Here is a 16620-nt window from a genome sequence, read left to right on the forward strand (position 1 = left end):
GTGCCACCGGAGATCCACCGGCGGGTACGGCCCTTTTTTAAAAACGAGTAGTATGAACTTCTGATTACATTTGAGGGAGAGACCCATGGAGACGAACGTTATCTGGCGCAATGCCCGCGCGGCCGTTATCGAGCTCGACGATGGCGGCTACTTTACCTGTGCCGATACGTGGGAGATCTTTGTCAACGATGAGCCCGCCGGTACCACGAATACGGTCGAGACCTATGTCGATGGCCTGACCCCCGGCAAGCGCAACCTGATCCGCTTTGTCTGCGGCGAGCGCGAGTTGAGCGTAGGCGTCACCACGCCGGCGGAGCCCTTTACCATCAACGTTCGCGACTGCGGCGCCAAGGGCGATGCCGAGCACGATGACACCACCAACATTCAGGCTGCCATCATGGCCTGCCCCAAGGGCGGGCGCGTGCTGATCCCCGCCGGCAACTACCGCATCAAGTCCCTCTTCCTTAAGAGCAATATCAACATCGAGCTTGCCGAGGGCGCGGTGCTGCTGGCCCGTCACGACCGCGCGGCGCTTGCCTACATTCCGGGCACGGTCACGGGCGATGAGGGCGCCGGGTATGCTGGCACCGACATGCTGCCCCTGGGCCGCTGGGAAGGCGAGAGCTTTTCGACCTACTGTTCGACCTTTACGGGCCTGAGCGTGCACGACGTGTGCATCTATGGCCGCGGCGCCATCGACGGCCAGACCGATTTTGCCGAGGACAACTGGTGGAACAAGGACTTTAAGAACATCTTCCGTCCCGAGGAGGGCCGCGAGGTCGCCCGCCCGCGCATGATTTTCCTGTCCGAGTGCGAAAACGTGAGCCTTGCCGGCTTTACCGTGCGCAACAGCCCGGCGTGGAATATCCATCCCATTCTGTGCGAGCACGTCGATGCCCTGTGCCTGTCCATCGAGGGTCCCAAGAACTCCCACAACACCGACGGTTTCGATCCCGAGAGCTGCGGTTTTGTCCGCATCCTTGGCTGTCAGTTCTCGGTGGGCGACGACTGCATCGCCATCAAGAGCGGCAAACTGGGCATCGAGCCCGAGCTTCGTCCCGCCACGCACGACGTGCTGATCTCGCACTGCTACATGCACGACGGCCACGGCGCCGTGGTGCTGGGATCCGAGGCCGCCGGCGGCATCAAGGACCTCACCGTGAGCAAGTGCCTCTTTGAGCGCACCGACCGCGGCCTGCGCGTCAAGACACGCCGCGGACGCGGCAAGGACGCCGTCAACGAGGGCATCACCTTCGAGCACATTCGCATGGATAAGGTGCTCACGCCCTTCGTGGTCAACTCGTTCTACTTCTGCGACAGGGACGGCAAGACCGACTACGTGCAGTCTCGCGAGGCGCTGCCCGTCGACGACCGTACGCCCGGCTTTGGCGCCACGACGTTTTGCGATATCGAGGCCAACAACTGCCATGCGGCCGCGGCCTATATCACGGGCCTTCCCGAGAGCAAGGTGACGCGCCTGACGTTCCAGGATGTCCATGTGACCTTTGCCGCCGATGCCGAGCCCTTTGTGCCGGCCATGGCCTGCGGCGTGGAGCCCATGGTGCGCCAGGGCATCATCGCGCAGAACGTGAAAGTCCTCGACCTGCAGAACGTGCGCATCGAGGGTCAGGATGGCGACGAGCTGCAGCTGCAAAACGTCGACAAGGTTATCCGCGCGTAGGGTAGTGCTCCTGCACAAGTGAATACGGCATGTTGAGGCGTGCGACGGTCGGGTCTGCCCGGCTGTCGCACGCAATCTATAGGTGCCGGTATTGCATGGTGGGTGTTCTGTGACAGAAAGCGTAATGACAGATGAGTGGTAAAGAACAGCTCTTTGAGGTATCGCTCGAACGCGAAGGCGCGTATCGCAGCATTTCGGCGGCGCTCGAGGCGGCGGAGCGGTGTGTGCCCGATGCGACCGTGCCGGTGCGCGTGCTGGTGGCGCCGGGTGAGTACCGCGAACGGGTCGAAATTCGTCGTCCGCATGTGACGCTCGAGGGCGAGACGGCCGACAGCGTGCGTATCGTGGGAGGCCTGGGTGCCAAGATGCCTTCGGAAGATGGTAGCGGCCAGGATGGAAGACTCGGCACCTTCCGTACGTACACGGTGCTGGTCGATGCCGACGACGTGACGCTTGCGGGTCTAACAATCGAAAACAACGCCGGTGATGGGCGCGAGGTCGGCCAGGCGATTGCCCTGTATGCCGATGGTGACCGCCTGGTTGTCGATGCCTGCTGCATTAAGGGACACCAGGACACGCTCTTTTTGGGGCCGCTGCCGCCGCGCGAGGCCAAGCCGGGCGGCTTTATAGGCCCCAAGCAGTTCGCCCCGCGCCGCGTGGGGCGGCAGTATTTTCGACGTTGCCGGATCGAGGGCGATGTCGACTTTATCTTTGGCGGCGCGCGTGCCTACTTTGAGGGGTGTGAGATTCGCTCGCTCAACCGCGATATGGATGTCAACGGGTATGTAACGGCAGCCTCCACGCCTCAGGGCGAGCCGTACGGATTTGTGTTTCATGGCTGTTCGTTTACAGCCGATGAGGGCATTGCCCCCGGATCGGTCTATCTGGGTCGTCCATGGCGCGAGTGGGCCCAGACTGTTTTGCTCGAATGCTGGCTGGGCCCCCATATTTCACTCGAGGGTTGGTGGGATTGGAATAAGCCAGCGGCACATGACGGCACCCTGTATGCCGGCGGTGCCCTGTTTGGCCCGGCGGGTGATACTGCCGCTTGGGTGCCGTGGGCGCATTGCCTGACCGGTCAGGATTCCGAACGCTATGCGCGTGACCGAGTGCTTGCCGGCACGGATGGTTGGGATCCCGAGGGCGGCGACGGTGATGCGGTAGAGACGGCCGGGCTATCTGCCAATGGCCGCACCGTGCACATCGAGACGTACTACGAGGACGAACCTGCGCTGCGCGCCCGACTGAAGCGCGAGGGGCGCTCGGCCGCATTTACGGGCAAGACTCCCACAGACTTTGAGGCATGGAAGGCTGCGACCAGGACTCGTCTGTACGATATTTTGGGTCTTTCGCTTATGGACCGCGCCCCGATTGAGATTCGTGAGCTCAATCGCGTGCGGGTTGCCGGCAGCATCGTGCGTACTCATGCGGTGTTGCAGGTTGAGCACGATGTGTGGATGCCGTTTTACCTGTTGGAGCCGTCCCGCCCCAAGCTTGACGAGCGGGGACTCAAGCGCTGCTATATCTGCCCGCATGGTCACCAGGGGGCGGGTGCTGCAAGCATAGCCGGCGTTGCGGGCGTGCCGGCGGTCGACGATGCCGTGCGTAAGTTCAATTACGACTACGGTCTGCGTTTGGCGCGCATGGGTTATGTGACCGTCTGCCCCGATGCGCGTGGTTGGGGATACCGTCGTGACTGGAAGGGTCAGGGCGACGACGAGAACAGCTACCTGCGCGGTACGTGTCTGAATCAAGCACGTATGGCCGAGCCGCTGGGTCTTTCGGTCGCGGGCCTCAACGCCTGGGACAACATGCGCTTGATTGATTACTTGGAGACACGCGGTGACATTGCCATGGACGACCTGGGCTGCTTTGGTTTTTCGGGCGGCGGTTACATGACGTTGTACCTGTCCGCGCTCGACCCGCGCGTGCGCAAGGCGTTTGTCTCGGGCTATCTGTACGGCGTTGATGATTCGCTACTGCACCTCAACGGCAATTGCAGCTGCAATTACACGCCTGGACTCTGGCGTCTGCTCGACATGGGCGACATTGCCTCGCTTATCGCGCCACGGCCGCTCTTGGTTCAGAGCTGCGAGAAAGACCATCTCAACGGCGCCCGCGGGCTTGCGAACGTAGACGAGCAGCTCGATATCGTTCGCGACGCCTACGCGCTGCTGGGCAAGGACGAAAACCTTCTGCACGAGGTCTGCCCGGGTGGACACCACCTGGGCGTGGCGCATCTTGCCGAGGATATCGAATGGCTCGATTCGCAAGTTGCGGAATGCGCCCACGCATAGCCCCTCGGATGTTGCGAATGAACGGTATGTACCTGTATGACCGCCGGTGTGCGGGTGAGGAGAAGAATATGGAAACGAAAAACTTGAGCGAATCGACCATCTGCTGCTTTGGCGATTCGACCACCTGGGGCGATAACGGATGCGGCGGGGGAGGCAACGATATCTCCTGGACTTCGCACCTGGGTGCGCTGCTGGGCGGCGCTACGATCGAGAACTTTGGTATTAAGGGTTCGCGTATTGCCGTCAAGGCCGACCGTAGCGATTCATTTGTCGAGCGCTTGGACGGCATCGATCACACGGCAGATATCTGCATCGTCTTTGGCGGCGTTAACGACTTTAGCCGTAACGTGCCGCTGGGAGAGCTGGGCAGCACGGACGTGCACGAGTTCTACGGTGCGCTCGACTACCTGATCCGCACCATCACGGCGCGCTCGCCTCAGGCAAAGCTGGTGTTTATGACGCCGTGCAAGACGAGCGGAAAGCACGAGAAGGATATCCCGGCAAGCAACGAGGCCAACCATCTGGGCCTGACGCAAGACGCCTATGTGCAGGCGATGCTGGAGGTTTGCGACCGCTACTCGGTGCCGGTGATCGACCTCTATGCGCAAAGCGGTATCAGCCCGTTTTTGCCGGAGCACCGCGAGCTCTACATGCCGGACGGTCTGCATTACAGCCCTGCCGGCTATGAGCGCCTGGCGCATCGCATCGCTGCGGGCCTCACCGCCGTTTGCCGTTAAAAGTTTGCCGTTCACGGGGATTATAGGGTTAACGTTCACCCTATAATCCCCGTTCGCGTTACACTAGGGGAAACGTTCACCCATCAATAACGTCAGAGGGGACAGTAATGGGTTGCAATCAGATTCTGGACCGTTATATCGAGCAGTTGATCGAGACCTCTACGCCTCAGGCGCCGGCCTGGAATATCGAAAAGCTTCGCGCCGGCAAGGAGAACACCTGGAATTACATTGACGGCTGCATGATCAAGGCACTCATCGAGCTGTACGAGATCACCGGCGAGCAGCGTTACCTGACCTTCGCCGACGACTATATCGACTTCTTTGTCCAGGATGACGGCACCATCAAGCATTACGATCCCCAGGAGTACAACCTCGACAACGTCAACGCGGGCAAAACCCTCTACAAGCTCTATGACCTGGTGGGCAAGCCCAAGTACCGTGCCGCCATGGATACCATCTATCGTCAGCTCGAAACCCAGCCGCGTACCAAAGAGGGTGTGTTTTGGCACAAGGCCGTCTACCCCAACCAGATCTGGCTCGACGGCATGTACATGGCGCAGCCGTTCTACATGCAGTACGAGTTGAGCTTCCACAACCGCCGTGCCTGCTCGGATAGCTTCCATATGTTCCAAGTGGTGCACGATTTGATGCGCAACCCCCTCAACGGCCTGTACTATCACGCCTACGACGCGAGCCGCAAGCAGTTCTGGTGCGATCCCGTCACCGGCCTTTCGGCCAACTTCTGGCTGCGCGCCGAGGGCTGGTTCGCCATGGCGCTCATCGATACCTGGGAGCTCATGCCGCCCTCGATGTCGGCCGAGAAGGACGAGATCCGCAAGATGTTCCACGACCTGATCGATGCCATGCTGCCGTATCAGGACGAGAAGACCGGCATGTGGCACCAGGTCATCAACCTGCCCAATATCGCCCCCAACTATCTGGAGGAGTCGGGCAGCGCCATCTTTGCCAACGCCATCATGAAGGGCGTGCGCCTGGGCGTGCTGGGCGAGCGCTACTACCAGTACGGCCGCCGTGCGTTTGACGGCATCTGCGACACGTGCCTGTCCGAGCGCGACGGACAGCTGGCGCTCGACAACATCTGCCTGGTGGCGGGTCTTGGCAACACCGCGCACCGCGAGGGCACGTTTGGCTACTACATGAGCGAGCCCGTCGTCAAAAACGACGCGAAGGGCGTGGCGCCGCTGGTGCTCGCCTATATCGAGACCATGCATCATGACAAGTTGGCCGGTAAGCGCGATCCGCTCGCCCCTTCGGGCGTGTGCTCCATCGACGACCCGTTTGGCGGCTACACGCCGGGCATCAATGCTCATAAGGGGCGTGAATAGCGTGGGGGCCATTACTCCGGGTGTGCGTTTACACGACCTTCCGCAGGGGACCGTCGAGGAACGCATTCGCATGGCGGGCAAACTGGGTTTCTCGTGCATTCAGCTGCCGAGCAAAGTGCTCTACAAGTCCTTTGGCATTAACCGTTCCGGCCTTACGCGCGAACTCGCCGACCATCTGCGCGAGGTGCTCGACGCTAGCGGCGTGCAGGTGGCGGTGCTCGGCTGCTACAAAAACCTGGCCACGCCCGATCAGAATCAGCTGGTCGATACCTATGCCGAGTATGAGGCGTGCCTGAGGTTCGCGCGCTGGCTTGGGGGCTGTCCGGTGGGGACCGAGACGGGGCGCCCCAACGCGCAGAACAAGATGGCCGACGACCGTTTTTCGGCCGCTGCGCTCGATGCGTTTTGCAAAGGGCTCGCACGCGTGTGCTCGATGGCCGAAAAGGAGGGCGGCGAGCTTCTGGTCGAGCCCGGCTGGAACGAGATCGTCAATACGCCCGAGCGCTGCCGCGAGGTTCTGGAGCGCGTTTCGAGCACCGCACTCGGCGTGATCTACGACCCGGTGTCGCTGCTGCATCCCACGATCGTCGGTGAGGCTTCCGAGCAGGTGTCGCGCATGCTGCATTTGTGCGGCAGCAAGATTCGCGTGCTGCATGCCAAGGACTACGAGATCGTAGACAACGAGGACCAGGATGGTTGGTGCGATGGCTCGGGCTCTCGTTTGGTATGCCACGGCGCCTGCACGTGCGGAAACTTTGATTTTGAGGCCATTGCCGCCTGGGCAGCCGCCGCGCGACCGGGCATTATGACCGTTATCGAGAACAGCACGCCGTCCACGGTCGAGCGCTCGCGCGACGAGCTGCTGCGCATGGGGCGCAGCGTGATGTGCGAGCACGTGATTCTGTAACAAAGCAGGCTGGGCGAAAGAGATTGTCGTAGAGGTTCAAGAGGGGTACCGATGGCTATTCATATTGTTGAGGAAGCGAACCGCTGCCTTGGGTGCAAAAAGGCGTTCTGTCAGCTTAAAGGCTGTCCGGTGCAGACGCCTATCCCGCAGATCATCGACCTGTTTAAGCAGCGCCGTCTGGAAGAGGCAGGTGAGCTGCTGTTCCAGAACAACCCCATGAGCGCGGTCTGCTCCATGATCTGCAACCATTCGGGCCAGTGCGAGGGCGCGTGCATTCAGGGCCGCAAGGGCGCACCGGTGCATTTTTCGAGTATCGAGAACTATATCTCGACGGCATATTTGGACCGTAAGGAGTGGAAGCCCGCGCCGTCGTGCGGCAAGCAGGTTGCCGTGGTCGGTTCCGGTCCTGCCGGCATTACCGTGGCCATTAAGATGGCCCAGCTGGGCTGTGCCGTCACGGTGTTTGAACAGCGCCCCGAGATCGGCGGCGTGCTGGAGTACGGCATCCCCGAGTTTCGCCTGCCCCGCGCGCTCGTGCAAAAGTACCGTCACGTGATGTGCTCGCTTGGCGTACGCGTCCGTCCCTCGACCACCATTGGCGGCGCGCTGCATATCGACGACCTGCTGCGCGACGGCTACGATGCGGTCTTTGTCGGTACCGGTACCTGGCGCGCCCGCAAGCTGGGTATTCCCGGCGAGTCGCGTGGCAACGTACTGTTTGGTATCGATTACCTGGTCGATCCCACGAGCGTGGCGATCGGTCAGAACGTGGCGGTTATCGGCGCTGGCAACGTGGCCATGGATGTTGCCCGTACGGCTCTGCGCTCGGGCGCTCGCAAGGTTACCGTGTATGCCCGATCGCGCCATATCTCGGCCATCGATGACGAGGTGGAGCTGACCGAGCTTGACGGTGCCGAGATCGTGCGCGGCAAGGCGATTTGCGCCATCGACGATAACGGTCCGGTGTTCGAGACGGCTATCTTTGACGAGGACGACAACGTGGTGGGCTACGAGGAAGAACTTGACCATGTGCCCGCCGACACGGTTGTGATTGCGGCCTCGCAGGTGCCCAAGGACAAACTGGTGCTTACGACGGGCGGTCTGGAGACCGACCATCGCGGTCTTCTTTCGGTCGATGAGCACGGCATGACCACCGTGCCTGGCGTCTTTGCCGCCGGCGACGTCGTCAACGGCCCGCTCACTGTGGTCCATGCTGTAGCCGGCGCCAAGCTCGCCGTCGAAGGCATGACCAGCTACCTGGGCCTCTAACCCATCCCACCCATCAGTTGCGGTGAAATACGGACTGTTTTGGCTGTCAAAGGCCTCATCTACTCCGTATTCCACCGCAACTTTTTTGTGGGGTGGGCTAGAGACGCTGCATGCGGTACCCGACACCCATGTGCGTCTGAATCATCTTGGGGTGAGAGGGGTCTGCCTCGATCTTCTTGCGCAGGGTGCGCATGAACACGCGCAGGCTCGCCAGATCGCTGTCCCAGCTCGTGCCCCATATCTCGCGGGTGATGAAGGTGTGGGTGAGCACCTTGTCGATGTTTTTCGCCAGAAGGACGAGCAATTTGTACTCGGTTGGGGTGAGCGAGAGCTCGCGTCCGTCTTTCGTCGCGTATCCCGCGGCGTAGTCGATATGCAGCGGACCGTTGTCGAACGTGCTCGCTTCTGTCGACTCGCTCGACGCCATCGAGGAGCGCCTCAAATTCGCACGGACGCGCGCGAGCAACTCATCCACAGAAAAGGGCTTGGTGAGGTAGTCGTCTGCCCCTGCGTCAAGTGCTGCAATCTTGTCGGAATCTTCGGAGCGCGCCGAAATGACGATAATGGGGACTGCCGACCAGCTTCGGATCTTCGTGATGACCTCGATACCGTCAATGTCGGGAAGGCCGAGGTCGAGCATGATGAGGCTGGGGCCGTGCGACACCGCATCCATGATGGCGGCCTGGCCGTTGCAAACCTTGCTCACGACGTAGCCGTGGAGGTCAAGCGCAGTCGAAACGAGGTTTTGAACGGTCAGGTCATCTTCGACCAGGAGGATGCGTGGCTTAGCGGCATTATTCATGAATCTCGATCTCCTCGGCGGGCAGGGTAAAACGGAAGACGGCCCCATGGGGGTGGTTGTCGCGAGCTTCGATGACGCCGCCATGCGCCTCCACGATGGAGCGGCAGAGCGACAGCCCAAGGCCGATGCTTCGACGCGAATCCACGGGCCGCGTATTGCTTGAGGTGAAGAAGCGCTCAAAGATATGAGGCTTGTCGCAGTCTGCCACACCCGGCCCATCGTCTGCGACGTCCACCACGACGAACGCACCCTCGCGACGTGCGCTGATGGTGACAGTCGAGTCCTCGGGCGTGTATTTGAAGGCGTTCATGATGAGATTCGTAAGCACCTGCATGATGAGATGGACGTCGATGCGTACCAGCAGGATGTCGTCAGTGTGCTCGATGGTGACGGTACGTCCATGCGATGCTTGGGCGACATGGCTGAGGGCGGCCTCAATGACCTCGTCGATGAGCTCGGATGTGAAGTTGAGGTGAATGGTGCCGTCCTCGACGCGTGTGATGGCGAGGAGGTTCTCCACGGTATCGATAAGCCAGAGGGAGTCGTCGTAGATGGCATCGGCAAGATCGCAGCGTTGTTCGAGACTGAGCTTCTCGTCGCTCTTCCGAAGGATTGCCGCAGATCCGGATATAGCCGTGAGGGGTGTCCTCAAATCGTGGCCGATGGAGCGCAAAAGGTTGGCGCGCAGCTGCTCGTTTTTCGCCAAGACCGCAGCTTCTTCGCGCTCTTGCGCCGCCCGGTCGCTTTCGAGCGCCAAGGCGCATTCACCTACGATAGATAGGACGATCGAATGCTCGAAGGCTTCGATCTCGCGCCCCTCCAGGGCGATGCCGATGACACCGAATACCTTGTCGCCGGTGCGAACCGCGAGGTAGAGACAGCGCGCCTCAGGCAGGGTCCGCGTGCTTGCGCCCGCGCGCTTGTTGTTGGTGTAGGTCCAGGTTGCAACGGCGCGCTCGTAATCGGTGAGCAGCGACGCGGATCGGTTTTCGGTGCCAGCGGACTCATAGAGTGCCTTGCCGAGCGTGCCGTGTTCGGCGGTGTAGAAGACCACGTCGAGTTTAAGCAGTTTGATGAGTTGGTTCATGGTGACGCGGGCGCACTCCTCCGCGCTATGGGCTTGCTGCAAGAGCTGGTTCGTTTCGAGGAGTACGCGCGTTTTGAATGCGTTCTCGGCGGAGGTACGGGCGTTGTCGGCGATGCGCGCAGTTAACTCGCCGGCGACCATAGCGGTAGCGAACATGATGCCGAACGTGACCAGATAGCTTCGGTCATAGCTGGCGAGCGAAAACAGAGGCGTGACGAAGCAGAAGTTGTAAAGCACTACAGAGAGCACGCTCGATACGATCGTGCAGATACGCCCCGTCGTGGTGACGGCGGTCAGCAGGGCCGTGAGGATATAGAGGGATATGATGCTGGAATCGGCAAAACCCAGATGGCGGAAAGCCGTGCCGATCGCCGTGGCGACAAGAGAGAGGGCCAGCGTGCGAAGCACGTCACGGCTGCTGGGCGGCTGCAGGGCGAGCGCACGACGGCGTCCTTCGGGTCGGGAGGGCGGAGTCGACTGGTCTGGAATGATGTAAATGTCGAGGTTCGGGGCGAATGTTATGAGCTGTTCTACGAGAGATTTGCGGCCGAAGAGGGCCTGACGGACGCTGCTACGCTCGCCCGTGCGCCCCATGACGATCTTCGAAATACCCGACAGGCGCGCGAACTCGGAGATCTGAAACGCGATGTCGTCGCCATAGACGGTTTCCATATGTGCTCCGAGCTGTTCGGCTAGGGCGATATTGGCTGCAAGCTTGGCGCGCTCATTATCGCTCATGGCCTGCGCGCGCGGGCTCTCTACGAACAGGGCGACGAGCTCGCTGCGAAACGCTTTCGCCATGCGTGCGGCGGCACGGACGATGCGGGGATTAGTCGGCGCCGGGGAGACGCAGACTAAGATACGCTCCCTGGTGTAGTAGTCACGGTTTCCCAGCACGCGTGCGGCGTCTGTGAGGTAGCCGGTGCGATCGGCGCAGCGGCGCAGCGCGATTTCTCGGAGTGCGGTGAGGTTCTCGACGGTAAAAAAATGCTGTTGCGCTCGGTCGGCTTGTGCGGGACGGTAGACGAGGCCGGCGCGAAGGCGCTCAAGTAGGTCTTCGGGCTCTATGTCGACGAGCTCGACCTGGTCGGCATCATCGAAGATACGGTCGGGGATTCGTTCGCTCACGACAACGCCGGTGATGGATGCAACCATGTCGTTTAGGCTCTCGATATGCTGAACATTCACGGTCGTATAGACGTCGATGCCCGCATGTAGAAGTTCCTCGACGTCTTGATAGCGTTTGTCGTGGCGAGACCCCGGCGCATTCGTATGGGCGAGCTCGTCGACAAGGATGAGCTGAGGGGCGCGCTCAATAGCCGCATCTAGGTCGAACTCGCTGAGCGCAATGCCGTTGTGCTCGATGAGTTTACAGGGCACGTTCTCAAGCCCTTGTGCAAGATGGGCAGTTGCCGGACGTTCGTGCGGCTCGATGTATCCCGCGACGACGTCGACACCTCGCCGCTTGGCGGCGTGGGCGGCTTGAAGCATCGCATAGGTTTTGCCTGCGCCAGCAGCGTAGCCAAAGAAAATCTTGAGGTGTCCCCGGCTGGTTCGAGCGTCATCGGCGACCTCGTCTTTCTCAATTGCCTTGAGGATGAGGTCTGGATTGACGCGAGTGTCCGATGCGTCGCGCTGCATAGCGTAGCCTTTCTGAAGCGTTGTCCATGCGTGCATACGCGGCGAGGACGCCACTGTATGCTCGCGAGGTCGAGTATAGGCGCACTGCAGCCGCAATAGTGCTTTCTACCTGCATCTTTACGGCATCTTAAGGTCGTGAGCCCCAGCCCTCACGCCTCTTTAATCCCTAGAAGCGTTTACTGTCCCCAGACGCTTGCGAGAGCAGGCGTCCGAGACATCGGACCGCGCGTGAAAGGGGCGGTAATGGACATCCTTATTCCCATTATCGGAGTCGTCTGCATTGGACTCTTTATCTATTACATCTACATTCTGATGAGGAGTGATTCGTAAACTATGGACGCTGCGATTCAGTACATCTTGTACTTTGCCGTGCTCGTCGTCCTGGCCGTTCCGCTCGGTCGATTCATGGCCCATATCATGGATGGTGAGCATACGTTCCTGTCGCCTGTGATTGCTCCTGTGGAGCGTGGCGTCTATCGTCTGCTTCGCATCGACGCGGCAGAGCAGATGGGGTGTAGGCGCTATCTGGCGAGCGTGCTGGTCTTTTCGGGGATCGGCCTTGTGGCTCTTGTGGCACTCCAGGCGCTTCAGTCCTTCTTGCCAGGCAATCCCCAGCACCTGCCGGGTGTGTCGTGGGACCTGTCGTTCAATACGGCCGCTTCCTTCATAACCAACACCAATTGGCAATCCTATTCCGGTGAGACCACCCTGTCCTACTTTGTGCAGTTCATGGGCCTCACCGTGCAGAACTTCGTTTCCGCTGGCACCGGTATCGCGGTCATGTTCGCGCTGATCCGCGGCTTCCGTCAGGTCAAGGAGCAGGGTCTGGGTTCCTTCTGGGTCGACCTCATCCGCACCGTCCTGTATGTGCTCATCCCGCTGAACCTCGTGTTCGGCATCTGCCTGGCTGCCGGTGGCGTCATCTCCAACTTCCAGCCGGCTCAGAAGGCTGAGCTCGTAGAGCCCGTCGCTGTCCAGCCTAATGCAGACGGCGGCTGGAGCGTCATTGACGGCGCCCAGATCGAGGGCGACACGGTCAAGGTCGACGGCAAGGTTGTCGAGGGCGCGCGCGTGGTCACCGAGCAGTTCCTGCCCCAGGGTCCCGCGGCTCCTCAGGTCGCCATCAAGCAGTCCGGCACCAACGGCGGCGGCTTCTTCGGCGTGAACTCCGCCCATCCGTATGAGAACCCCAGTGCCTTCACCAACATCATCGAGATGACCAGCCTGCTGCTGATCCCGGTCGCCTGCTGCTTCGCCTTCGGTATCGGCGTCAAGAACACCAAGCAGGGCAAGGCTATCTTTGCCGCCATGTTCATCCTGCTGGTGATCTTCACCGGCATCATCGCCGTCAACGAACATGCGGGCACCCCGCAGCTGGCAGATGGCGGCGCGGTCAACATCGAGATGACCGATGGCCAGGCCGGCGGCAATATGGAGGGCAAGGAGAGCCGCTTTGGCATCGCCTCCTCTTCCACCTGGTCCGCTTTCACGACGGCTGCTTCCAACGGCTCGGTCAACTCCATGCACGACTCCTACACCCCGCTCGGCGGGTTTGTCCAGATGCTCCAGATAGCGCTGGGCGAGGTGGTGTTCGGCGGCGTGGGCTGCGGCCTGTACGGCATGATCGGCTTCGCCATCCTCACGGTGTTTATCGCCGGCCTTATGGTCGGCCGCACGCCCGAGTTCCTGGGCAAGAAGATCGAGCCGACCGAGATGCGCTGGGCGGTGGTTCTGTGTCTCGCCACTCCGTTCGCCATTCTGGTGAGCTCCGCTATCGCCTGCATGGTGCCCGGTCTTGTCGACCAACTCACCAACGGCGGGGCGCATGGCTTCTCCGAGGTCCTGTACACCCTTACTTCGGCTGGCGGCAACAACGGCTCCTCATTCGCCGGCATGAACTGCAACATCCCGTGGATCAACGTGCTGCTGGGTATCGAGATGCTGTTCGCACGGTTCCTGCCGATTGTGGGCACGCTCGCCATCGCGGGCTCGCTGGCCGGGAAGGGCAAGGTCGCCGAGAGCGCCGGCACGCTTTCCACCACCAATGCCATGTTCGTGTTTCTGCTGGTATTCGTCGTTCTGCTGATTGGCGCCCTGAGCTTCTTCCCGGCGTTGGCGCTTGGTCCCGTTGCCGAATTCTTCCAGATGGTTGCGTAAAGGAGTCGCAGATTTATGGCTATGCAAAAAGACATGATGAGCCGCGCGGTGCGCGATTCATTTGCCAAGCTTGACCCCCGTGTCCAGGTCCAAAACCCGGTCATGTTCTTGGTGTGGCTGTCGGCCGCCATGACCTCCATTCTGGCCATCGCCTCTATTTTTGGGGTACAGGACGCCGGCGTCCCCACGTACTATGTGATCGCCATTGCCGTCATTCTCTGGCTGACCGACCTCTTTTCAAATTGTGCCGAGGCACTTGCCGAGGGCCGCGGTAAGGCGCAGGCAGACTCCCTGCGCGCGGCGAAAAAGGACGTCGAGGCCCATCGCATCGAGTCCGTCGAGGATAAGGACCGCTTCACGGTCGTTCCCGGTACCGAGCTCTCACGCGGGGATCTGGTGGTCGTGCGCGCCGGCGAGCAGATTCCGGGAGACGGCGATGTCATCGAGGGCGCTGCCTCCGTTGATGAGTCGGCCATTACCGGCGAGTCTGCACCCGTGGTTCGCGAGGCTGGCGGCGACCGTTCTGCCGTCACTGGCGGCACCACCGTGCTTTCCGATTGGATTGTGGTGAAAATCACCAGCGAGCCTGGCCAGAGCTTCCTGGATAAGATGATCGCCATGGTCGAGGGCGCCGCCCGCAAGAAGACCCCCAACGAGGTCGCGCTCGAGATCTTTCTGGTTGCTCTGTCCGTCATCTTCATCCTCGTGACGCTCGCACTGTACTGCTACTCGAATTTCTCTGCAGGGCTCAACGGTATGGCGAACCCCACCGCTGTGACCACGCTCGTTGCCTTGCTCGTCTGTCTGGCGCCCACCACCATTGGTGCGCTGCTGTCCGCCATTGGCATCGCCGGCATGAGCCGACTGAACGAGGCCAACGTGCTGGCCATGTCCGGCCGCGCCATCGAGGCCGCCGGCGACGTCGACATCCTCATGCTCGATAAGACCGGTACCATCACCTTGGGCAACCGCCAGGCCGCTGAGTTCATTCCGGTCGACGGTGTCGATCCGGCAGAACTCGCCGATGCCGCGCAGCTGTCTTCTCTGGCGGATGAGACCCCCGAGGGCCGCTCCATCGTCGTGCTCGCCAAGGAGCAGTTTGGGCTGCGCGGCCGCACACTCGAGGATAAGGGCATGGAGTTCATCCCGTTCACCGCGGCAACGCGTATGTCCGGCGTGAACTACGAGGGCAATGAGATCCGCAAGGGTGCGGCCGATTCCGTTCGCGCTTATGTGGAGGCTGCCGGAGGAGTGTTCTCGAAGGAGTGCGACGAGGCCGTCGAACGCATTGCGAAGGTGGGCGGCACCCCGTTGGTCGTGGCAAAGGACCGACGTGTGCTGGGTGTCGTCTACCTTAAGGACATCATCAAGTCCGGCGTGAAGGAGAAGTTCGCCGACCTGCGCCGCATGGGTATCAAGACCATTATGGTGACGGGCGATAACCCGCTCACGGCGGCCGCCATCGCCGCCGAGGCGGGCGTGGACGACTTCCTGGCCGAGGCCACCCCCGAGGGCAAGCTCGAGAAGATCCGCGAGTTCCAGCGCGAGGGTCACCTGGTCGCCATGACCGGCGATGGCACCAACGATGCACCGGCGCTCGCGCAGGCGGACGTCGCCGTGGCCATGAACACGGGAACCCAGGCTGCCAAGGAGGCCGGCAACATGGTCGACCTCGACTCCAGCCCCACCAAGCTCATCGAGGTCGTGCGTATCGGCAAGCAACTGCTCATGACTCGCGGCTCGCTCACGACCTTCTCGGTCGCCAACGACGTCGCCAAGTATTTCGCCATCATCCCGGCGCTATTCTCGCCGATCTACCCCGGGTTGGACGCCCTCAACATCCTGGGGCTCACCAGCCCGTTGTCTGCCGTGCTGTCCGCCATTATCTACAACGCGCTGGTCATCGTCGCGCTGATTCCTGCCGCCCTGAAAGGCGTGAAGTACCGCGAGCTTTCGTCCGGCCAGCTGCTGACCCACAACCTGCTGGTGTGGGGTCTGGGCGGTATCGTGGCGCCGTTCGTATTCATCAAAATTATCGACATGCTGCTGGCCTTGTTCGGCATTGGCATGATGTAGACGGAGGTTTGTATGTCCAAAGGTATCGCATCGCGCGCACTTGGCGTGTTCGTGCTGTTTACCATCGTCTGCGGCCTGGGATACACGCTCGTGGTGACCGGCGTCGCGCAGCTTGCGTTTCCGTACCAGGTGAACGGATCGCTCATTACGGTCGACGGCAAGGTTGTGGGTTCCGAGCTCATCGGCCAGAACTTCGATGACGAAGCCCACATGTGGGGTCGTATCCAGAACGTATCAATTGTCGAAGGCGAAGACGGCGAGCTCATGGCGTATGGTGCCCCGTCCAACCTGTCCCCGGCGAGTGAGGAGTATCGGCAGCTGATAGATGCGCGCGTGAAGAAGATCTGCGCCGCCAACCCCGATGCCGATATGGACGCTGTGCCCGTCGATCTGGTGACGTGTTCGGGGTCCGGCCTCGACCCGGAGATCTCTCCGGATGCCGCCGAGTACCAGGTTCCGCGCCTTGCCAAGGCCACGGGCAAAAGTGAGGACGAGGTGCGCGACATCATCGCCGCGTGCACCAAGGGCCGTTTCCTCGGCGTGTTCGGCGAGCCCACGGTCAACGTGCTCAAGGTGAATCTTATGCTGGACGGCGCGCTGTAGGTGAGGGAGTGGCGGAT

The 16620-nt window shown here is 61.2% G+C and carries 11 protein-coding genes; 9 read left to right on the forward strand and 2 right to left on the reverse strand.

Annotated elements, in window-relative coordinates:
• The first annotated feature begins 85 nt into the window (after positions 1 to 85).
• The 6 genes from AAAX59_RS01465 (at position 86) to AAAX59_RS01490 (ending at position 8237) form a co-directional block, all read left to right on the forward strand.
• Positions 86 to 1681 (forward strand): glycoside hydrolase family 28 protein, encoded by a 1596-nt coding sequence (locus tag AAAX59_RS01465; RefSeq protein WP_349070183.1) that lies wholly within the window; start codon positions 86 to 88, stop codon positions 1679 to 1681.
• 131 nt (positions 1682 to 1812) lie between these two features.
• Positions 1813 to 3978, forward strand: a complete 2166-nt coding sequence (locus tag AAAX59_RS01470) for a pectinesterase family protein (RefSeq protein WP_349070185.1) — start codon at positions 1813 to 1815, stop codon at positions 3976 to 3978.
• Between the two features lie 68 nt (positions 3979 to 4046).
• Positions 4047 to 4715, forward strand: coding sequence for an SGNH/GDSL hydrolase family protein (locus AAAX59_RS01475; RefSeq protein WP_273375620.1), 669 nt, complete (start codon positions 4047 to 4049; stop codon positions 4713 to 4715).
• A 107-nt stretch (positions 4716 to 4822) separates the two neighbouring features.
• Positions 4823 to 6061 (forward strand): glycoside hydrolase family 88 protein, encoded by a 1239-nt coding sequence (locus tag AAAX59_RS01480; RefSeq protein WP_099432661.1) that lies wholly within the window; start codon positions 4823 to 4825, stop codon positions 6059 to 6061.
• Between the two features lies 1 nt (position 6062).
• Positions 6063 to 6968 (forward strand): sugar phosphate isomerase/epimerase family protein, encoded by a 906-nt coding sequence (locus tag AAAX59_RS01485; RefSeq protein WP_349070186.1) that lies wholly within the window; start codon positions 6063 to 6065, stop codon positions 6966 to 6968.
• Between the two features lie 51 nt (positions 6969 to 7019).
• Entirely contained in the window at positions 7020 to 8237 is a 1218-nt protein-coding gene (locus tag AAAX59_RS01490) for an FAD-dependent oxidoreductase (RefSeq protein ID WP_349070187.1), read from the forward strand.
• 97 nt (positions 8238 to 8334) lie between these two features.
• Here AAAX59_RS01490 and AAAX59_RS01495 read toward each other — a convergent pair whose 3' ends face one another.
• Together AAAX59_RS01495 and AAAX59_RS01500 are read right to left on the reverse strand one after the other, a co-directional pair.
• Positions 8335 to 9039: a response regulator transcription factor gene (locus AAAX59_RS01495; protein ID WP_349070189.1), complete on the reverse strand. Its 705-nt coding sequence runs from the start codon at positions 9037 to 9039 to the stop codon at positions 8335 to 8337.
• Positions 9032 to 11767: a sensor histidine kinase KdpD gene (locus AAAX59_RS01500; protein ID WP_349070191.1), complete on the reverse strand. Its 2736-nt coding sequence runs from the start codon at positions 11765 to 11767 to the stop codon at positions 9032 to 9034. The genes AAAX59_RS01495 and AAAX59_RS01500 overlap by 8 nt, the downstream gene beginning before the upstream one ends.
• A 333-nt stretch (positions 11768 to 12100) precedes the next feature.
• On the opposite strand from AAAX59_RS01500, the gene kdpA reads away from it, so the two are divergent.
• Genes kdpA through kdpC form a run of 3 tightly spaced genes read left to right on the forward strand, consistent with a single transcriptional unit; the run spans position 12101 to position 16603 of the window.
• Positions 12101 to 13924 (forward strand): potassium-transporting ATPase subunit KdpA, encoded by a 1824-nt coding sequence (gene kdpA / locus AAAX59_RS01505; protein WP_349070192.1) that lies wholly within the window; start codon positions 12101 to 12103, stop codon positions 13922 to 13924.
• A gap of 15 nt (positions 13925 to 13939) precedes the next feature.
• The gene (kdpB, locus tag AAAX59_RS01510; RefSeq protein ID WP_349070194.1) at positions 13940 to 16000 is read left to right on the forward strand and encodes a potassium-transporting ATPase subunit KdpB; all 2061 of its coding nucleotides are present in this window, start codon (positions 13940 to 13942) and stop codon (positions 15998 to 16000) included.
• 12 nt (positions 16001 to 16012) lie between these two features.
• The gene (gene kdpC / locus AAAX59_RS01515; protein ID WP_349070195.1) at positions 16013 to 16603 is read left to right on the forward strand and encodes a potassium-transporting ATPase subunit KdpC; all 591 of its coding nucleotides are present in this window, start codon (positions 16013 to 16015) and stop codon (positions 16601 to 16603) included.
• Positions 16604 to 16620 lie beyond the last annotated feature (17 nt).

The organism is Collinsella sp. CLA-ER-H2 (assembly GCF_040092405.1).
GTDB lineage: Bacteria > Actinomycetota > Coriobacteriia > Coriobacteriales > Coriobacteriaceae > Collinsella.